Raw genomic sequence first — 19,545 nt, 5'->3', positions numbered from 1 at the left:
TATTGCCAAGGAGACTTTCATGACCCGCACCATCATTGCCACCATTTGCTGCCTGCCGCTTGCGGCGACCGCGCAAACCGCCGCCTTTGATCACTACAAATCCGATCTGACCGGTGACTACGCCATGAATGGCCAATGCATGGGGTCAGATTTTAACCTGACCTTCGCCGATGACTATTTCAATTATGGCGAAACAACTTGCACCATTTCCGACCTGCAAGGCACCGATGATGGCTTTGTCAGATTGATCGGGACGCAGTGTAATGCCGAGGGCGACAGCACGGATGACCGCACAATCGATCTGATGCAGACCGGCACGCCCGATGGTGAAATTCGCATGATCAGCAATGGCACCGAGCTACTGCTCTTGCCTTGCACTGACCTATGATCAGAAGCGGCCGAACCGCCGCATGATATTCAGACCCTGACGCGCACGGTGCGCATTGCCCTTGGTCCGCTTGGCGCGTTCGCGCTCTTCCGGCGTGATATCCTCGGGGCGCTTGCCGCCGCGCGACATATGATTGATGCCATGGTTAATCCCGCGGTTCATGACCATGCGGGAAATCATGCGGATAAGGTGGTTAGCATTCATCGTGCTGGGCTCCTTTGATCAAGACATAGGCGCGACAGCATCATTTACAACGCGCCTATTCGTCCTCGAACATATCGACCTGATCATCGTCTTCTTCTTCGTCATCAGTTTGACCTGATTGTGACGACCCAAGTCCTTGCCCCGGCGGTGGACGGTTTTCCAGCAATCCGGCAGAGCGCAGTTCAGCCAGACCCGGCAGATCGCGGGCATTCTCAAGCCCAAAGTGATCCAAGAAGCCTTGCGTGACGATAAACGTGACGGGCCGACCGGGCGTCATCCGCCTGCGGCCAAACCTGATCCATTCCATCTCGATCAACTGGTCAATGGTGCCGCGTGACACGCTCACACCCCGGATTTCCTCAATTTCCGCGCGGGTTGCGGGCTGGTGGTAGGCCACAATCGCCAGCGTCTCAATCGCAGCGCGGGACAGCTTGCGCGTCTCAACGGTTTCCTTGCGCATCAGGAACCCAAGATCAGGTGCGGTGCGGATCGCCCACGCACCGTCAATCTTGACGATGTTCACGCCTCGCCCCTCGTAGCGTTTGCGCAGATACACGATGGCCTCGGCAGGATCAGACCCATGAGGCATGCGGCCCATGAGTTCGGTCACTGTCACAGGTTCCGCCGTTGCAAACAGGATCGCCTCGACCATGCGTTCCTGCTCGCCCATGGGCGGCGCTTCAAACAGGCTGTCGTTCTCAGGTTTCGCCATCGCGGGGGTCTTTCTTGCGAATTTGGATCGGGGCAAAGGTATCGCCTTGCCGGATTTCAATCTTGCCTTCTTTGGCCAGCTCAAGCGACGCAGCAAAGGTCGCCGCCGTGCTGGACCGCGCGCGCACGGTGTCGCCTTCCCAGCCATCGGGCAGATAGGACAGGATGTCGGTCCACTCGCCTGCAAAGCCGATCAGGCCGCGCATGCGCTCTAACGCCTGTTCCATCGTCATCACCGCTTGCCGGTCCATGACAAAGGGGCGAAATTCGTCCTTGGTGCGGATACGGGCATAGCCTTGCATCAGGTCCAGCAAGGTCGCGGTGTAGGTCACTTTTCGCACACGGGCGACGTCCTCGGTTATACCGCGCGCAAAGAAATCACGGCCTAGCTGGTCACGGGCCATCAGTTTCGCTGCCGCATCGCGCATGGCAGACAGGCGTTCAAGCTGGAAGGCAAGGTGTGCGGCAAGTTCTTCGCCCGACGGCCCCTCGGCCTCGGGATCGGGCGGAAGCAAGAGGCGCGATTTCAGAAACGCCAGCCACGCGGCCATGACCAGATAATCCGCTGCAAGTTCAAGCCGTAACTGCTTGGCCCGCTCCACAAATTCCAGATACTGTTCGGCCAGCGCAAGGATCGAAATCTGGCGCAGGTCAACCTTTTGGGTGCGCGAAAGTGTCAGCAACAGATCAAGCGGACCTTCAAAGGCATCAACGTTCACGATCAGGGCTTCAGCGGCCACACGGTCGCTGACAGACATGTCTCCTGTCGGAGCGTCTTCCTGAAAATCCGTATCGCTCATGCGTCCCTACCCAAGTAGGGTTGCAAGTTCCGCTTCCAGTGACCGAAAGTCAATATCGTCAGGGGTTTTGCGCTGATCCAGGGCGGCATCGGCACGGATGCGCGCGGATGCGGTCATGGTCCCCGACGCGGCCGCAACGGCCTCCATCTGATCAGGTTCGCCGTTGCAATGCAGAACAATGTCACAGCCCGCCGCAATCGTCGCCGCAGCGCGTTCGGCAGGCGTGCCGGACAGGGCCTCCATCGAAAGATCATCCGACATGATCAGCCCGTGAAAACCGATATCATGACGGATCACCTCCATCATCTTCGGTGACGTGGTGGCGGGCGCGTCCGCGTCGATATCCTCAAACACGATATGCGCGGTCATCCCCATCGGGATGTGATTGAGCTGTTTGAACGGCGCAAAATCCCGCGCAGTCAGCGCAGCGCGCCCCTCACGCACACGCGGCAGCGCCTTGTGGCTATCCACCGACGCACGCCCATATCCCGGAATATGTTTCAGTACAGGCAACACACCACCGGCCAGAAACGCATCGGCACAGACCTGCGCGGCGGCCACAACGGTATCAATATCACTGCCATATAGGCGGTTTCGCAACACGGGATGGGTTTGGCGTTCGACAAGATCAGCCAATGGGGCGCAGTTCACATCAATGCCAACAGCATGCAGTTCGTGGGCGATCATCCGGTTGCGCAGATATTGCGCGCGCATCGGGTCCTGCGCCTGTTCCATCTGGTCCAGCGCAGGAAGATAGTCGTGCCAATGCGGCGCGCGCATCCGCTGCACGCGGCCACCTTCCTGATCAATCAGGATCGGGGCCTGCCACCCCACGGTTTCCCGCAGGTCAGACGTCAGGCGCCGGAGCTGGTCAGGCGTATCCACGTTGCGCGCAAACAGAATGAAGCCAAGCGGGTCGGCATCACGAAAAAACGATTTTTCCCAATTAGTTACACCATGACCTTCACAGCCGAATATCGTCGCACCGTGGGTTTCGCGCAGTGGCATTTATTGCGTCACCACAGGGATGCAATCTGCACTGCCCGCGATCAAAGCGGCACAAAAACGGCGGGCGTCGCTCATCTGGTCAAAGCCGCTGGCGCGCAAGCGATAGAACTTTTGCCCGCCGCTTGTAGCTTCGAGAATGACGCGGTTTTTGGTTGTCATGAATTCTGCAAACGATCCTGACAGACGGTCCCATTCGCTGGCGGCCTGTTCAGCCGTGGGGAAAGCACCAAGCTGCACCAGATGCGTGCCAGCCGGAATGGAGGATGCCAGTGTGAGGTCGGTTGTGGTCAGGTTTGGCTGGCTTGCCGGCGCAGCTTCGGCCACAGCAGCTGCAACAACATCGGCGTCACTTGGGGTTGCAGCCGGGGCTGCTGCTGGTGCTGCAACGGTCACAAGGCTTGCGGGGCGCACAGTTGGGCGCAATGACACGGCAACACCCGGCACGCTTGGATCAATCAGCGGCGCGGTTGCCACAGCTTCACCGTCAACGGCCAGTTGCGGCGCCACGTCCTGCCCTTCGGCAAGTGCAGTCAGCGGGGCGGCCCCAGCGGCGATCTGGTCGGCAAGCGCCAGAATATCGTCAGCCGACAATGGTCCGTCCGGCACCACCGGATCAGCGTTCAGGGCGGTTGGCGTTTCGGTCTCTGCGGTTGCAGGTGCTGCATCTGCTGCGCGCACCTCGTCAGCTTCGGCCATCGGTTGCACGGCAAGGTCTTCTTCGGACAGCTGCGTGGTCACAGGTGCAAGCAGCAGCGTGTCGCCCGGCGCTGCGGCAGCGCCATCAGCGGCAACTTCGTTCACGGCAAGGCCTTCGTGGCGCGCCACGTCGCCGCCAGGATTTTCGGGGGCCACGCGCATCGCGCCTTCCATGGCACGCACAACAGGAATGCCGGTCACATCACGCATGACCAGTTTGTATCCCCAGATGCCCACACCAGCCACAAGGGCCAATGAGACTGCCGCACCGGCGTAGTTCACCAGCACACCCGCCCGATTGGACGGAGTCCCGTTGCTCAATTCGTCGTAAGTTGCCATCGCTCTTGCCTCTCGCCCACACCTCATTGATCGGGTGCAGATCGCTACTGCTCATGTCATGCGGTGGCGGTTGCTTTAGCGCATCTCTTCCACCGGCGTAACGCCAAGAATAGACAAGCCTTCGCAAATCACAACGGAAACGGCACGGATCAGCGCGATTTTCGCCTGTGTTGTGTCAATGTCACCCACCTGCAAGAACCGCAGGCTGGTATCGTCATTGCCACGATTCCACAGTCCGTGGAAATCTGACGCTAAATCATAGAGATAGAAGGCGATCTTGTGTGGCTCGTGACCCTTGGCTGCAATCTCGACCAGACGTGGCCACTCGGCGATTTTCTTGGCAACTGTCAGTTCAGCATCATGCGACAAACGGCCAAGATCCGCCGCTGCCAGTGTGGCGTCATCAGTTGCAATACCTTCATCGGCCGCCTTGCGCAGCACCGAGTTCACCCGCGCATGGGCGTATTGCACGTAGAAAACCGGATTGTCTTTGGACTGCTCGGTCACTTTGTCAAAGTCAAAATCCAGCGGTGCATCGTTCTTGCGGGTCAGCATGTGAAACCGCGTGACGTCCGCACCAACCTGATCAACGACGTCGCGCAGGGTCACAAATGTCCCTGCCCGCTTGGACATCTTGAACGGCTCGCCATTCTTATAGAGCTTCACAAGCTGTGTCAGCTTCACGTCCAACGGCACCTTGGTGTCGGACAACGCAGATACCGCCGCCTTCATCCGTTTGACATAGCCACCGTGATCGGCGCCGAAGACGTCAATCAGCTGGTCAAAACCGCGCTTCACCTTGTCGTAGTGGTAAGCGATATCGGGCGCGAAATAGGTCCAAGAGCCGTCGGATTTCTGCACAGGCCGGTCTACGTCATCACCATGTTCGGTGGACTTGAACAGCATCTGCTCGCGCGGTTCCCAATCATCAGGCATCTTGCCCTTGGGCGGCTCCAGCGTGCCACGATAGATCAGGCCCTTGGCGTCCAGCTCGGCAATCGCCTCTTCGATCAGGCCGGTGCCGTAGAGCGATTTCTCGCTATAGAAGCTGTCCATTTCGACACCCAACGCCTTTAGGTCAGCACGGATCAGGTCCATCATCTGTTCAGTCGCGAATTCCCGCACATCAGCGAGCCACACATCCTCGCTTTTTTCCAAATACGCATCGCCCACGCGCGCTTTCAGCGCCTCGCCCACAGCAACAAGGTAGTCACCGGGATACGTGCCTTCGGGGAACGCCACCTCTTGGCCATGCGCCTCTTGATACCGCAGATACACAGACCGCGCGAGGACATCGACCTGCGCGCCGCCATCATTGATGTAGTATTCCCGTGTGACGTCATAGCCTGCGTAATCCAGCAGGCTTGCCAGCGCGTCACCAAACACAGCGCCCCGTGTGTGGCCCACGTGCAGCGGGCCTGTGGGGTTAGCGGACACATATTCCACCATCAGCTTTTGCCCCTGCCCCAGACCGGAGCGGCCAAAGCTGGCGTCTGTCAATGCAGTCTTGACCACGCCCTGCCAGACCTGCGGGGCCAGCCGCATGTTCAAAAAGCCCGGCCCGGCCACTTCGGCAACTGTGATCCGGTTATCAGCCTGCAATTTGGCGGCCAATGCCTCTGCAATGGCGCGCGGGTTCGATTTTGCGGGCTTGGCCAGCACCATCGCGGCGTTCGTCGCCATATCACCGTGGGCCGCATCGCGGGGCGGCTCGACCGACACGTTGTCGTAGGACAGATCGGCAGGCAGCACACCGTCAGACACCAACTGGTCCAGACAGGTCAGCACCACGGCACGGATATCGGCAAATAAGTTCATCGGTCAGGCTTTCTCATGCGTCAGCGCACGCCACATGGCGCGTTTGATCCGCGTCTTATCACGCAGCCCTGTCAGGTCAACGGCAGCCGCGCGTGTCAGCTGCCTGCGGCTGCGGGTGGCTGAATTTTTTCAGCCGGATCACGCGGCGGGCGCAGCGCGATTACCCGCACGTCCGGTCCGCCCTTCACGTCTTCGTCCTTGCGGATCAGCGTGATGTCACCGATCTCGGAAATCCGGCCCACCAAGAGTGCATCTGGGCGTTCACGACGCCAGTCGTCAAAGGTGAATTCTTCTGTCAGCCGCGTCACGCGGAATGTCCAGCCATCTGCAACCATCCGTTCAAGTTCGGTGTGGGTTTTGTCAGGGCCAAACGGTCTGCCGCCCAATGTGCGCGGCAGTTGGTGGCGTGCGCTTTCGCTTTTCACCCGCATGATCTGGAACACGTTTTCGCGGCCGAATTCCGGCGCAAGGTCTGTAGCGACCAGCGTATTGTACGCGTCATTATCGGTCGCCGCGACGAGTGTGGCATAGCTGACAAGCTCAAGGCGCAGTTCGGCTGCTTCAGACAGAATATCGCCCGAGAACGTATCAATGCCCGCAGTGCGCGCATCCCGAAGATGCCCGAAATTGGGGTCGGTCATCAACACGGGTACATCCGCCTTTTTCAAGGCTTCAGCAAAGGCGGTTGACCATTTGGACCCACCGATCAGGACAACGCCGGGCGTATCGGCACCGGTGAGACCCAGGAAACGTGCAAACGGGGCAAGCGTGAACCCGTGCAGGACCACCGTAGCCGACACCAGCACAAAGGCCAGCGGGCCGATCAGTGCGGCATCCTCAAACCCCAGATCAAGCAGGCGTTCGCCAAAAAGCCCCGCCACAGCGACAAGCACAACGCCGCGCGGACCGGTAAACGCCACCAGAATCTGCTCGCGCCACGGGATGCCGGATGCAAAAAGCGATATGAGCACGGTCAGCGGGCGCGCCACAAAGATCACGATCGCGACAAAGGCCAGCGCGGCCCAGTCCAAACGGCTAAGCGCCGCAAAATCAAGGCCAGCCGCCAGCAGGATAAAGACACCCGATACCAGCAGAACGGTCGCGTGTTCCTTGAACCTGCGCAGTTCTTCATAGCTGGGCAGATTGGCGTTTGCGATCACGATCCCCATGATCGTCACCGCCAGCAGGCCGCTTTCGTGCAGCACACCGTCGGCCAGCGCAAAGGTCGCCAGAAGCAACGAAAACAGCACCGGCACCTTCATATATTCAGGCACCCATCCGCGTTTGAAGGACCGCGCAAGGCCGTATCCTGCCGCCACGCCAAGCACGGTGGCGATCGTGATGCCGATGGCCAGATCAATGACCGCCTCGCCCACTGTGGTCGAGGTGTTCAGCACCAGAACGACCTCGTAGGCCAGCACGGCTGCAAGCGCGCCAATGGGATCGTTGACGATTGCTTCCCACTGCAACAACGCCGCGGGTCTGCGTGACAGGCGCGCGGTGCGCAGTAGCGGGGCGATTACCGTCGGCCCTGTGACAATCATGATCCCGCCAAAAACAGCCGCGCTTTCCCAGCTCAACCCGGCCACATAGTGCAGGGCCAGCGCCGAGGTCAGCCAGCCCAGCGGGGCGCCCACAAAGACCAGACGTTTCACGCCTTTCACAGCGTCCTGCAACGAATGAAAATTGAGCGTTAGACCGCCCTCAAACAGAATAATCGCCACCGCGATAGCGATTATCGGCCCCATCAAAGTCCCGATATCGCGTTGCGGATCAAAGATCCCCAGAACCGGCCCCACCAGCACACCGGCCAGCAGCATCAGCACGATGGCGGGCATGCGCAGCCGCCACGCAAGCCATTGCGACCCCACACCCAAAGCGCCCACAAGCGCAAACGCCATTACAGGTGACATTGCATCAGTATATTCAGTCGCCATGGCGGTGCTCCGGTCTTAATTTCGCTAAGACCTAACACGAAGGCGCGTAACCTCAAGCGGCAGAAGGCATTTGGGCTTTGCGGCGCGACAAACTAAAGACCGCGCCAAGGCCGGCCAGAAGCATCCAGACCGCCGCTGGCAAGGGCACCGGTGCCACAGGCGGGGCAAGGACATTGCCAAATGACAGGTTATCCATGTCATGGGTTTCTGCGATGTAAAACACAGGCGCCGTGCCAGCCTGGATCAACAGGCTGCCGAAAGGATCATCGCTGATAAAGCCAAAGAACGTGGGCGTGAAATTTTGCAATTCCTGCGACAACAGGGTCGTGCCGTTTAGCAGGAATTTCAGCCCTGTGCCCTGCCCGCCCGGTGACAGATCGAAATCCGCACCAAACGCGGTGACGGGTGCTGCAAATGACCATGTGGTTTGCGCGCCAACAGGCGTCGGGCGGTCGCGCCAGATGCCATCCTGTGCTTGTCCGACACTGGTCGCCACCGACAGGCCAGTGACAAGCGTGGTGTCGGCAAAGTCCTCGACTACTAAAGGGTTCGTCGCCGCATCAAAGGCCGCGCGGTCGGTGTAGAACGTCGTGGCAGCCGCTGTCGGTGTGGCAGCCAGCATGACCGCAACAAGTGAAAAAGCCAGTGATTTGACCAGACCCGACATGAAAGACCTCTTGTTCCTGTGACCGGTGGTCTGGAACAAACCACCCCTGTCGTCTGACAAGGGTTAAACCCTGCTCTGGCGGCAGGGGTTTGTTAACAATGTGGTTTAACTCTGGCGATTGTTGATGACGCTACGTCAGGTTGTAAGCGATACCGTCCTGCGCCGCCGTAACGTGTAAAGCGCAACCATACCCGCAAGCAAAAGCAGGAAAGGTGCTGGCAACGGCACGGTCGATGGCGCGACCGTATTGGTAAAGATAAGGTCATCCATCGTATAACGTTCAGACGTTGTCAGAAGCCCGCCATTGGTGCCACCCATGATAGTCACACTGCTGAACGGCGTGTCAGCGATAAATCCGAAAAAGGTTTCGTCCGCTTGCGCCAACTCGGTCCCAAGTGCGATTGATCCATCAAGCACAAAACGCAGTCCGGCATCCAAGCCCCCTGCTGACAGATCAAACGTCGCCCCGAAGGCGATTTGCGGGGCCGCGAAATTGAAGGTGCTTTGCGCGCCACCCAGCAAACCCAACAGCGGTCGGGAAACTGTATCGCGCCACTGATTGCCACGTCGCTCGCCGTTGTCCGACGAGATGGTCAATCCCGACGCAAAACTGCTATCGCGAAAATCCTCAAGAACAAGCGCCTGCGTTGCGGTTTCAAATGATGTCCGATCCGCGAAAAACGTAGCGGCCGTGGCAGGTTTGAATGACAGGAGCGTAAAAAGGGTAATGAGAACTGGCAGGTTCCGAATGGACATATCGTCTTTCCTGAGAACCGCGCATATGCGCAGACGTTCTCATACGGTTGGTCCCACCAAGATCGAATAGACACCCCAATCAGGGCGGAACCGTGACGCATTTCATTCAAATTTGTGGCGTTTTCGCTGGATCGGCTCAGCCCCCACCGATCAGCCGCGCGTGTTCTTGAATGGCAAAGCGGTCGGTCATGCCTGCAATGTAATCCGCTACGATCCGTGCCAGTGCTGTTTGATCGGGCGCGTCGGCGACATCCTTGCGCCACTGTTTTGGCAACTCGTCGGTGTTGGTCATGAAGAACGGGAACAACTCATCGACCATCTGCGTCACTTCGCGGCGCATCTGCACCACTGCGGGCGCGCGATACATGCGTTCGAACAGGAACTGGCGGATAATTTTCAGATCAGACCAAAGCGCCGGCGTAAACTGCACCAGCATCCGCCCCGCATGACGCACATCATGCACCGATGCCGGATCAAGCCGTGCCAGATTGCGGCGGCTGACGACGATCACATCCTCGACCAGAATACCAAAGAAACGCCGCAAAGCCTCGTGGCGGCGGCGATAGTAATTCAGACCGGGATACTTGCGGTCCACCTCGGCAAAGCAGTCGTGCAGGATCGGCAGTTCGGCCAGATCATCGGTGCTGAACAACTCGGCCCGCAGGCCATCGTGCAGATCGTGGTTGTTGTAGGCGATATCGTCCGACAGCGCGGCCACCTGTGCTTCGGCGCTGGCGTGGGTGTGCAGTTCCAGATCGTGCTGCGCGTTGTAATCGGCCAGCGCATAAGGGATATCGCCGGTCACAGGGCCGTTGTGCTTGGCGATACCCTCCAGCGTTTCCCACGTCAGGTTCAGCCCGTCCCATTCGGCGTAGTGGCGCTCCAGATTGGTGACGATGCGCAGGGCTTGCGCGTTGTGATCGAAACCACCGTAGGGTGTCATGAGACGGTGCAACGCCTCCTCGCCCGTGTGGCCAAACGGGGTGTGCCCCAGATCATGCGCAAGGGCCACGGCCTCGGTCAGCTCCACGTTCAGATCAAGGGCTGCGGCCACGGTGCGGGCGACTTGCGCCACCTCGATGGAATGGGTCAGACGGGTGCGGAAATAATCGCCTTCGTGTTCAATAAACACCTGTGTTTTATGCTTCAGCCTGCGAAAAGCCGATGCGTGGATAATCCGGTCGCGGTCCCGCTGGAAGGGAGAGCGAAAGATGCTCTCTTCCTCGACAAAAAGCCGCCCGCGCACATTTGCCGGATCAGTCGCAAAACGCGCTGCCATGTCCCTGCCCCATCTTTTCTGGATCAAAGCATCAGGTGTCCCGCCCGCCGCCTTGTTCCGTTTGCCTGACCCCCCTATATTATGCGCGAGAGCAATTCGATAGGTCTGATGATGCTGACAGTTCCCCCCAAAGTCACACCGCGCGCGTTTGAGCGTTTGTCAGAGATCGGTGCAGCCGCCCAAGGCAAAGCCCTCCGCGTCGCCGTCGAAGGTGGCGGGTGTTCGGGCTTTCAGTACGAGATTGATCTTGATGAACCCAAGGACGACGATCTGGTGCTTGAGGGGTCTGGCGAGAAAGTCCTGATCGACAGCGTGTCCCTACCCTTTTTGACAGACGCCGTGATCGATTTCTCGGAAGAGCTGATCGGCGCGCGCTTTGTGATCAACAATCCCAACGCGACATCGTCGTGTGGATGCGGCACCTCGTTCTCCATGTAACGCCCCGAGTTTCTGATGGCGAAATTGATCGGAGGTTTCGAAACCGCTGGCAGTCGCCCGCGTGACGCGGCACAAGTGATCTGACCAATCGGCGGGGGCATTTATGAAAATCGCGACATTCAACATCAATGGCGTCAAGGCGCGGATCAACGCGCTAACCGACTGGCTGACCGAAAGCGCGCCTGACGTGGCGCTGCTGCAAGAGATCAAATCGGTTGATGAAAACTTCCCTCGCGACGTGTTCGAGGACATGGGCTACAACGTCGAAACCCATGGGCAAAAAGGCTTTAACGGTGTGGCAGTCTTGTCCAAACTGCCCCTTGAGGACGTGACCCGCGGCTTGCCCGGCGATGATAGCGATGAACAGGCCCGCTGGATCGAGGCGACTGTGGTTGGCGATCAGGCCCTGCGCATCTGCGGGCTCTATCTGCCAAACGGCAATCCGGTTGAACTGAACGACGACGGCAGCCCCGTCGCAGGCGGCAAATACGCCTACAAGCTGGACTGGATGGACCGCCTTTATGATCGCGCACAAGATCTCATGGCGCAAGAAACACCCGCCCTGATGGCCGGTGACTACAACATTATCCCGCAACGCGAGGACGCCAAGCGGCCTGACGCATGGACCAAAGACGCGTTGCACCGTCTGCCCAGCCGCCAAGCGTTCCGACGCATCGTGAACCTTGGTTTCACCGAAGGCTTTCGCGCGCGACAGGCCGGTGCGGGGCATTATTCATTCTGGGATTATCAGGCGGGCGCATGGGAAAAAGACGATGGCATCCGTATCGACCATTTCCTGCTGACACCGCAATGCGCCGATCTGATGCGCGATTGCTGGATCGAAAGCGCTGTGCGCGGGCGAGAAAAACCGTCCGATCACGTGCCCGTCTGGATTGATCTGGCCGCCTAACCCGTAGTGACGTCGTGCCCGTAAAGCCAATCCATCCGATTTAGGAATGCATCCGGCGCGATCTTGCCCAAACCGGATAGCCCCGCGTGCGCCACGCGCCGCCTGAACCCCGAAAGGTGATAGTTCCGCGCATTGGCGTTTGCCGCAGCGATGGCACGCATCACACGCGGGCGACGGATCTCCTGATATTCCGGCAAGGTCTTTTCCACGGACGGATCGCGGTCACAGCACTGCGCCAAGACAAAGGCATCCTCGATCGCCAGATTGGCCCCTTGTGCCAGAAACGGTAGCGTCGGATGCGCCGCATCGCCAAGAAGCGCAAGCCCCGTGCCATGCCAGTTTTGCGCGACCTCATAGCGAAACAGCCCCCACAGCCGCACATCATCCACACGACCCAGTATATCGGCCAAGACGGGACAGACGTCGTTGAATGCCGCCCTCAAATTTGCAGGATCATCGTGGTGGTGCCAGCCATCCTCGGCAAAGCTGTCGCGTTCTTGCACCGCCACGATGTTAAGCCGCCCGCCGGTCAGCGGATAGGTGACAACATGGCGGCCGGGTGCCATCCAGATCTTCGCCTCTGGGGCAACATCTGCCATCGGCACCATGGCCCGCCACGCGACCTGCCCTGTAAAAAACGGCTTGTCGGTCGGGTTCAGCACTGAACGACAGACAGATTTCAGCCCGTCCGCGCCGATGGTCAGAATGGGCGACGTCTCATCATCCATACCATCACCCGTCATCCCTTGGACCCGCGCATTCGTCCGCACCTCAACACCGGCCTGCGCGCAGCTTTGGGCCAGCATATCGATCAGATCAGCACGGTGAAAAAAGCGGTAGTCGCGCCCCGTCAGATCAAACCGCGCGATCCGGCGTCCGGTCAGCGCATCGGTGGGGCAAACGGCAGCGGCGGGCAGCCCTGCGCGATCCATTTGATCGGATAACCCCAAGGCATGCAGCACGCGTGCGCCGTTCGGAGTGATTTGCAGTCCGGCGCCAACTTCTGTCAGCGCCGCTGCCTGTTCGTGAACTGTTACTCTTGCGCCTGTGCGGGCAAACGCCAGCGCGGCGGTCAGGCCGCCAATACCGCCGCCAACAACGGCGATGCTGCGGCCCGCATTATGACCCATCAGTCTTTGCGGTGCACCTTTTCACCGCGCTCGTGACGCTCTTGCGCCTCAAGGCTCATCACAGCGATAGGACGTGCATCCAGACGCTTGAGCGAGATCGGCTCACCGGTGATTTCGCAGTAGCCATACTCGCCCTCGTCGATACGGCGCAGGGCCGCGTCAATTTTGGACACAAGCTTGCGCTGACGGTCACGTGTGCGCAGTTCCAGCGCGCGGTCTGTTTCCTCGGACGCGCGGTCGGCAACGTCGGGGATATTGCGGGTCTGGTCTTTCATGCCTGCGACAGTATCGCGGCTGTCTTCCATCAGTTCCGATTTCCAGTTCAACAGCTTGCGGCGGAAATACTCGGTCTGGCGTTCGTTCATGAACGGTTCGTTTTCAACCGGCTTATAATCTTCTGGAAGGAATGTTTCGGCTTTCATTTTTGTCCCCTTAGCGTGCGATCCAGATGGAAAAACGGTATCATCTGTCATGTCGCATACTTGTTAGTTACCCCATGAATTGGCCGTCCTTTACGCCTTTGATGACGCGGTGTCACCCCCTATTCCATGTTTGCGCAATCAGTTGAAGCCCGCGTGATTGCAGCATATGACAACCCCGCACAAAGGGGTTTGATGACATGCAATTTGCCGGCACGGACAGCTATATCGCGACAGATGATCTGAAAATGGCGGTCAACGCCGCGATCACGCTGGAGCGGCCGCTTCTGGTGAAAGGCGAACCCGGCACCGGCAAAACCGAACTGGCGCGGCAAGTCAGCGCAGCACTTGGTCTGCCGATGATCGAATGGCACATCAAATCGACCACAAAGGCCCAACAGGGGCTTTACGAATATGATGCGGTCAGCCGCCTGCGCGACAGCCAGCTTGGGGATGAAAAGGTGCATGACGTCGCCAACTACATCCGCAAGGGCAAGCTGTGGGAGGCATTTGGCGCAGACGGCAAGGTTGTGCTGCTGATCGACGAGATCGACAAAGCGGATATCGAGTTTCCGAACGACCTGCTGCAAGAGCTCGATAAGATGGAATTCCACGTCTACGAGACAGGCGAGACCGTCCGTGCGATCCATCGCCCCGTGGTCATCATCACGTCCAACAATGAAAAAGAGTTGCCCGACGCCTTCCTGCGGCGCTGCTTTTTCCACTTCATCCGCTTCCCCGATATCGACACCCTGCGCGAGATCGTGGCGGTGCATCATCCCGACATCAAAGAAAGCCTGCTGACAGCCGCCCTCACCCAGTTCTATGAAGTGCGCGAGACGCAGGGATTGAAGAAAAAGCCGTCCACGTCAGAGGTTCTCGACTGGCTGAAACTACTTCTGGCCGAGGATCTGGACGCCGCTGACCTGAAACGCGATGGCGCAAACGCCCTGCCCAAGCTGCACGGCGCTTTGCTCAAGAACGAGCAGGACGTGCATCTTTTTGAACGCCTCGCGTTTATGGCGCGTGGCGGGCGGTAGCGGCTTCAAATTGCTGAACGTCGCGACCTTTGGCCATTCGTGATCAGTGCGGCACCTTGATCGAATGTCCGATCATCATAAAGTCGGATTGCCAGTGAGATGATGAACACTGTCCAGCGGCGACCTGCCAGACCGCAAGTCTGACAGTCAATTATTGCGAGGTGAGCGTCGTCAAAGCTGCCAGCCCGTCCGAAAACGCGTCAATAAACTTGCTGTCATCACTTTGATGCGCCAGTGAAACAAAGACCACATTCTCCACCCCAAGTGCCGCTGTTTGTGCAAAGGCAGCTTCCGGTGGGGTCGCTTCCCAAATCAAGACGCGCGCACCTGTCTCGGTGATAAGTGACGTCAACGCATCAAGCTCATCATCTGTCGGCGCAGCACCCGCTTCCCATTCAAGCGAGTTGACGGTCAGCCCATAACGGCGGGCGAGGTATTGATAGCGTGGGTGGGTCGTGATGATCGTCACGTCCTGCAAATCCGCCAACGCACTGCTGGCTTGCGTATCAAGCGCCTCTAGGTCCGCCTGAAGCTCCGCCATGCGCGCCGCAACATCATCAGCAGGGGAAAGCCCCCGCGCGGTGATGGCGTCAGCAACAGCCTGTGCTTGCGCGGCAGCCAGTGTCGGGTCCAGCCAGAGGTAGGATGCCAGCCCTTCATGCGAATGCTCTTCCCCCTCACCGTGGCTGTGGGTGATGCTTTCGGTAAAGATGAACTGGTCTTCGATGGCCGCGGTCGTATTGACGGTCTTTGCACGTGGCAGCGATACGCGATCAACCCATGTCGCAAACCCCGCACCGTTCAGAAGGATCAAATCGGCAGACTGGATCGTGGTGATATCCGCGACCGTGGGACGCCAGAATGACGGATCAACGTCTGCGGGAACGGGAAACACCACGTCCGCATCATCCCCCAACAGGCGTTCGGCGAAATACTGTAACGGGTAATTCACGGCCACGACCTGCGGGCGATCCTGCGCTGTTGCGCCGCTGGCGACAAAAACGAACAACCACGCGGAAAGAAGGCGTCTTAACATAGGTTTCACTCTTAGCTCTGGCAGTTTCGGGTGATGTCGTCGGGCGTCAAAATCCAGTAATTGTCATGGCTGCCTGTATCGACTTCGATCACCAGCCCTTGCGAATAATCCAGACTGTCAAGCGGCACAGAGAGCGTCCCGTCTTCGGTGATCGGCAAGGTGGTGATCAATGCGTTCTGACCATCCAGCACGCGGACATCTGCGATCTGGACGGGATTGCCATTGGAAAATTTAGCCTCGACCGTCACGGCTTCGCAGTCAACGGATGCAAACACGATCAACTGGTGTGCGGCCGCCCCGACGGGGGCGACGACACAAAGGCATGTCAGGGCAAGCGCCCCGCGAAAAGCTCGGGTCACTGACCCGTCCACTCTTCAAAGTGCACCCAGATCACTGCGCCAAGCTCAACGGCTTTTTCCTCGCCAGAGCCTTCTTCGGTCAGCTTGTAATCAGCCGTGTTCAGCGCGGCAAACCCCCACCAGCCGTCAGACGGCGGCGCGTAGGTGAACACGCCATCAGCGTCGGCTTTGACCGTTTGCGTGATCATCAGCTCATCGGGCACGGTGGCACCTGCGCCATCGTTGAAAAACTCAACCTCGACCTCGGCGTAGGGCACAGGTTCGCCATCCATCTTGACGATGCCTTGAAAAACATTGTGCTCCCACAGACCAAAAGGCTTGGACAATGGCACGATCTCGGTCTTGAGGCCCAGTTCAGTGTCCCAGCCTTCGTCATCGCCAAAAGCGGTCACATAGGTTTTGGTGTAGTGGATGATAAACGCATCCTCCGCGGGTTCCCAATACGGATGCGGTTCCATCGCAAAAATATAGGTGCCGGGCCGCTCAAGCGGATAATCAAGCGTGTAGCCCTGATCATCCATCACGGTCGCGTCCTGCAGGTCGCCCAAAAGGTCGGTTGTCGTCCCTTCGTGGGTGACAGAAAAGCCAACCGGGGTTTCAAGCATCATGCCGTCCATCTCGAACGGATGCGAGAACGACATGGTCAGCGCAACACTGCGCCCGTCTTCCTGACTGATCATCGGATCATTCGGGATGATCATCCCGTAATGCGCAATCGCGGGCGTGGCCGCAACGAATGCTGCTAGTGATGCGGTAAGGAAATGACGTTTCATAAAACCTCCTGATGGCCTTTCGTAAGTTATGCGCCGAGGGCAAGAAGCCAGTTGACCCAGCCTTCAGCATTTTGGGACACAATCATCGTGCCGATACCAGCAATAAATGCTGAAATTAACAGTAGTGTGAATGTTTCCGCCGACAATAAGCGCAGCACCATGCCGCGCCGTGCGCCCAGCTTGACGGCGGTGGCAATTTCGCGCGCGCGCAGACGGTAGCTCAGGAACACTGCCAACCCGATAGCTGCAAATGCGGCGATCGCGATAATCAGTGTGACAACGTCCAGCAGTGACTTGATCCGGAATATCCGATCCACCAGCCCCTGGATCACACTGGATGGTTCGACAAGCTGCACAGGAACGTCGGTATCCAGATAGCGCCCCTTGAGGATCGTCGCCGACCGGGTGTCGTTGGGAACGATGATGACCGCAGAGGCCGGAAATCCGTCCTGCGATCCGTGAAAGTGAAAGCTGTCGATATTGGCGTCAGTGATCTTTTGGTATTGCACGACAGCTGCGTTTGACAGGGCTGCGGTGCCTTCGGCGACCTGCGTGGCTGTCACCACGTCTTCGTGACCGTGACCGATCCCCTGGATCACCCAAGCGGTCTTGATATCAACAAAAACAGCCTGATCATCGGGCGAATTTGTGCGGGCAAGAACTCCGACAATCGGCATTTCAAGCGGATAGACACCATCAAGATCGAACAAATTTTCGGGCGATGACACAAGGCTATCGCCGACCCCTTTGCCAAGCGTCGCCGCCACATCAGCCCCGATCACGGCGTCGCCAAGCACTGACAGCCCGCGCCCGTCAGACAAGGGCAAATCACGAAAATCGAAATAATCCAGCGTCGTTCCGACGATCCGGAAACCGCTTGATGAAAACGCGGTGTGCACAGGGATCGGAATGCCCAGCCCACTGTCCCAAACGGCCTCGACCTCGCGCATGGCGACAGGATCGGGGCGTTCTTCGGAAAAATACAGCGCGGCCATGGTCAGGTCCAATTGCGACCCGCGACTGCCCAGCAACAGCGGCGTCGCTTCCCCTCGCGCCACAAGCGCGCGTTCGCTGGTGGATAGCAGGATTTGCGTGGCAATCGGCACGAACAGGATCAAAGCAGTGACCAAGGTCAACACAAGGCTACGCGCCCAGTGGTAGCGCATATAAGCAAAGGCAAGATAAAGCGCGTTCATGCGTCTGCCCCTTCGCGGAAATCGGCGAAATCAAGCACGCGTTTGAAGCGGGGCAACAATTCATGGTCGTGCGTGACGGCCAGCACAGCGGCGCCTGCTTGCGACGCTTGTTCGAACAACAGATCAAGAATGCGCGATTTGCTGTCGGGGTCCAGATTCCCCGTCGCCTCGTCTGACAGGATCAATTTGGGCTGTGTCACCAATGCGCGGCAGATCGCGACGCGTTGCTGCTCGCCCTGACTAAGCGCCGACGGGTGCCTGTCTAACTTATCGCCAATCCCGCAGGACGCGGCCAGCGCTTCGGCGCGGTCGCGGGCTTCTGCGTTCAGCGTCAGGGCGGGTGTGATCCGGTAGGGGTAAAGGATGTTTTGCCGCGCTGACAAATAGTCGAGCAGTGCGAAATCCTGAAAGACAAAGCCAATGGTGCTTGCCCGAAACCGGCGGCGTTGGACATCCGACAGGCTGGAAACTTCAGTGCCCGCCACGTCGATCTTGCCACCATCCGGCGTCAGGATGCCTGCCACCAGATTAAGCATTGTGGTTTTGCCACTGCCGCTTGGCCCGACGATGGCGACACGCTCATCGCTTTGCACGTCAAAGCGCGGAATGCGCAGCCGAAAATCGCTTTTGCCATAGCGAAAGGTGAGGTTCTCAATTGTAATCATCAGTTCGTTTCTGGCGCGAGGAATGTTTCGCCCGCCGTGTCCCGGTTCACCTCAAGCAGATCAAAATCCGTGATCCGCCACGCGCCGTCCACCGGAGACACAGCCAGTTCGGCACTATAGGTGTTGCCCCGCACGTGCAGGTGTTCTGCGTGCCCTACGGTCCCGATCACCTGCCATGACGCATCAATCGCCAAATTGGCCCCGTCGCGACCGACCTGCGTGTCCAGAAGCTTGATCTCGTGAATTGTCTGGTCCGCCTCTTCAAGGCCACCGCCTGCCATCGCCCCGACCCGTTCCAGATAAAGGTATTCCAGCGCGTCCCCATGTGTGACGCTTGAGAGCGTGTCATAAATGGCATCTTCTTCGGTTTCGCCAAACGCATCATAAACGACAAGCAGCAATGCCGGGGTCAGGCGCCAAAACTCCGCCCGCGCCGCTTCAATCGTCATGGGTTCAAGGCCGGGGGCCGTAAACTCGGCTGTCTCGGAGACAGAGTCTCGCGTTGGCCAAAAGACCAATGCCGCCACGCCGATGCACGACACCACAGCGACACCAGCAAGGATAGAGATCTTGTTCATCGGCAACCAAGTCCAAGTAAAATCGGGATTTTCGCGTGTAACTTGTTACAGACAACTGCGGTCTGCAAGTGGGTGGAGTAACAATCTCGGCACCTATTTGCGTGCCGCTTGCGTCAACTCTATGCTTTGGTCACCAAAACCGCACGGTTGGGCAAGCGGCCACTGGCGCAACTGCGGCGAAAGCCCGCTGAATTCCGTCAGGCGGTCATCACTATCACCTTCAAAATTCCCGCAATCCCATATCTTGCGCCACTCTCACGCGGAGCCACAAGAGGCATGAGTCTTTCGTGCAACGGGGCGCACTCAATGCATCGAAGCGCACAAAATTATCGTGCCTGATCGCCCCTTCTCGCCCTTAACTCACCCTTGCCCCCACCCGCACGCAGGTCGCGCAATTG

At 58.6% G+C, this 19,545-nt stretch carries 22 protein-coding genes; 4 read left to right on the top strand and 18 right to left on the bottom strand.

The features are described from left to right. Positions 1-19: 19 nt before the first annotated feature. The gene (locus V8J84_RS09305; RefSeq protein ID WP_339930340.1) at positions 20-388 is read left to right on the top strand and encodes a hypothetical protein; all 369 of its coding nucleotides are present in this window, start codon (positions 20-22) and stop codon (positions 386-388) included. Here V8J84_RS09305 and V8J84_RS09300 read toward each other — a convergent pair whose 3' ends face one another. From V8J84_RS09300 to V8J84_RS09255, 10 genes are all read right to left on the bottom strand, one after another. Further along, positions 389-592, bottom strand: a complete 204-nt coding sequence (locus V8J84_RS09300) for a hypothetical protein (protein ID WP_339930338.1) — start codon at positions 590-592, stop codon at positions 389-391. 55 nt (positions 593-647) lie between these two features. Continuing rightward, the gene (gene scpB, locus V8J84_RS09295; protein ID WP_339930336.1) at positions 648-1,304 is read right to left on the bottom strand and encodes an SMC-Scp complex subunit ScpB; all 657 of its coding nucleotides are present in this window, start codon (positions 1,302-1,304) and stop codon (positions 648-650) included. Then, positions 1,291-2,103, bottom strand: a complete 813-nt coding sequence (locus V8J84_RS09290; RefSeq protein WP_339930334.1) for a segregation and condensation protein A — start codon at positions 2,101-2,103, stop codon at positions 1,291-1,293. The genes scpB and V8J84_RS09290 overlap by 14 nt, the downstream gene beginning before the upstream one ends. Positions 2,104-2,109: 6 nt before the next feature. Next, a complete protein-coding gene (locus V8J84_RS09285) occupies positions 2,110-3,111 on the bottom strand; it encodes a glycoside hydrolase family 3 N-terminal domain-containing protein (protein WP_339930332.1) in 1,002 nt (333 codons plus the stop codon). Continuing rightward, positions 3,112-4,146 carry an SPOR domain-containing protein gene (locus V8J84_RS09280; protein WP_339930330.1) on the bottom strand — a complete coding sequence of 345 codons (1,035 nt, stop codon included), beginning with the start codon at positions 4,144-4,146 and terminating at the stop codon, positions 3,112-3,114. A 75-nt stretch (positions 4,147-4,221) separates the two neighbouring features. Then, positions 4,222-5,964, bottom strand: a complete 1,743-nt coding sequence (gene argS, locus V8J84_RS09275; RefSeq protein ID WP_339930328.1) for an arginine--tRNA ligase — start codon at positions 5,962-5,964, stop codon at positions 4,222-4,224. A gap of 95 nt (positions 5,965-6,059) precedes the next feature. Continuing rightward, complete coding sequence (locus V8J84_RS09270) at positions 6,060-7,901, bottom strand: cation:proton antiporter (protein ID WP_339930326.1); 1,842 nt, start codon at positions 7,899-7,901, stop codon at positions 6,060-6,062. Between the two features lie 52 nt (positions 7,902-7,953). Further along, on the bottom strand, positions 7,954-8,568 hold the full coding sequence (locus V8J84_RS09265) for a VPLPA-CTERM sorting domain-containing protein (protein ID WP_339930324.1): 615 nt from the start codon (positions 8,566-8,568) through the stop codon (positions 7,954-7,956). Between the two features lie 135 nt (positions 8,569-8,703). Next, complete coding sequence (locus V8J84_RS09260; RefSeq protein WP_339930322.1) at positions 8,704-9,324, bottom strand: hypothetical protein; 621 nt, start codon at positions 9,322-9,324, stop codon at positions 8,704-8,706. A 136-nt stretch (positions 9,325-9,460) separates the two neighbouring features. Beyond that, a complete protein-coding gene (locus tag V8J84_RS09255; RefSeq protein ID WP_339930320.1) occupies positions 9,461-10,603 on the bottom strand; it encodes a deoxyguanosinetriphosphate triphosphohydrolase in 1,143 nt (380 codons plus the stop codon). A 114-nt stretch (positions 10,604-10,717) separates the two neighbouring features. Between V8J84_RS09255 and V8J84_RS09250 the strand changes: the two genes are divergently transcribed. Both V8J84_RS09250 and xth read left to right on the top strand, forming a co-directional pair. After that, the gene (locus tag V8J84_RS09250) at positions 10,718-11,041 is read left to right on the top strand and encodes a HesB/IscA family protein (protein ID WP_339930717.1); all 324 of its coding nucleotides are present in this window, start codon (positions 10,718-10,720) and stop codon (positions 11,039-11,041) included. Between the two features lie 103 nt (positions 11,042-11,144). Continuing rightward, positions 11,145-11,951, top strand: a complete 807-nt coding sequence (xth, locus tag V8J84_RS09245; RefSeq protein WP_339930318.1) for an exodeoxyribonuclease III — start codon at positions 11,145-11,147, stop codon at positions 11,949-11,951. On the opposite strand, the gene V8J84_RS09240 is transcribed toward xth, so the two are convergent. Both V8J84_RS09240 and dksA read right to left on the bottom strand, forming a co-directional pair. After that, positions 11,948-13,081, bottom strand: a complete 1,134-nt coding sequence (locus V8J84_RS09240; protein WP_339930316.1) for an FAD-dependent monooxygenase — start codon at positions 13,079-13,081, stop codon at positions 11,948-11,950. The genes xth and V8J84_RS09240 overlap by 4 nt on opposite strands. Further along, positions 13,081-13,503 carry an RNA polymerase-binding protein DksA gene (gene dksA, locus V8J84_RS09235; RefSeq protein ID WP_339930314.1) on the bottom strand — a complete coding sequence of 141 codons (423 nt, stop codon included), beginning with the start codon at positions 13,501-13,503 and terminating at the stop codon, positions 13,081-13,083. Before dksA ends, V8J84_RS09240 begins: the two co-directional genes overlap by 1 nt. Before the next feature lie 197 nt (positions 13,504-13,700). Here dksA and V8J84_RS09230 point away from each other — a divergent pair, with 197 nt between their 5' ends. After that, complete coding sequence (locus V8J84_RS09230) at positions 13,701-14,540, top strand: AAA family ATPase (RefSeq protein WP_339930312.1); 840 nt, start codon at positions 13,701-13,703, stop codon at positions 14,538-14,540. Between the two features lie 151 nt (positions 14,541-14,691). On the opposite strand, the gene V8J84_RS09225 is transcribed toward V8J84_RS09230, so the two are convergent. From V8J84_RS09225 to V8J84_RS09200, 6 genes are read right to left on the bottom strand one after another with little or no spacing between them, the layout of a single operon-like run. Beyond that, positions 14,692-15,576: a metal ABC transporter substrate-binding protein gene (locus V8J84_RS09225; RefSeq protein WP_339930310.1), complete on the bottom strand. Its 885-nt coding sequence runs from the start codon at positions 15,574-15,576 to the stop codon at positions 14,692-14,694. A gap of 11 nt (positions 15,577-15,587) precedes the next feature. Then, the gene (locus V8J84_RS09220) at positions 15,588-15,935 is read right to left on the bottom strand and encodes a hypothetical protein (RefSeq protein WP_339930308.1); all 348 of its coding nucleotides are present in this window, start codon (positions 15,933-15,935) and stop codon (positions 15,588-15,590) included. Next, the gene (locus V8J84_RS09215) at positions 15,932-16,708 is read right to left on the bottom strand and encodes a DUF4198 domain-containing protein (protein ID WP_339930306.1); all 777 of its coding nucleotides are present in this window, start codon (positions 16,706-16,708) and stop codon (positions 15,932-15,934) included. The genes V8J84_RS09220 and V8J84_RS09215 overlap by 4 nt, the downstream gene beginning before the upstream one ends. Positions 16,709-16,734: 26 nt before the next feature. Beyond that, positions 16,735-17,904, bottom strand: coding sequence for an ABC transporter permease (locus V8J84_RS09210; protein ID WP_339930304.1), 1,170 nt, complete (start codon positions 17,902-17,904; stop codon positions 16,735-16,737). Then, positions 17,901-18,569, bottom strand: a complete 669-nt coding sequence (locus V8J84_RS09205; protein WP_339930302.1) for an ABC transporter ATP-binding protein — start codon at positions 18,567-18,569, stop codon at positions 17,901-17,903. Before V8J84_RS09205 ends, V8J84_RS09210 begins: the two co-directional genes overlap by 4 nt. Further along, positions 18,569-19,147: a hypothetical protein gene (locus V8J84_RS09200; RefSeq protein ID WP_339930300.1), complete on the bottom strand. Its 579-nt coding sequence runs from the start codon at positions 19,145-19,147 to the stop codon at positions 18,569-18,571. The genes V8J84_RS09205 and V8J84_RS09200 overlap by 1 nt, the downstream gene beginning before the upstream one ends. Between the last annotated feature and the right edge of the window lie 398 nt (positions 19,148-19,545).

Source organism: Yoonia sp. 208BN28-4, from assembly GCF_037543925.1.
Taxonomy (GTDB): Bacteria; Pseudomonadota; Alphaproteobacteria; order Rhodobacterales; family Rhodobacteraceae; genus Yoonia.
This window is presented reverse-complemented; position numbering and strand designations above follow the sequence as displayed.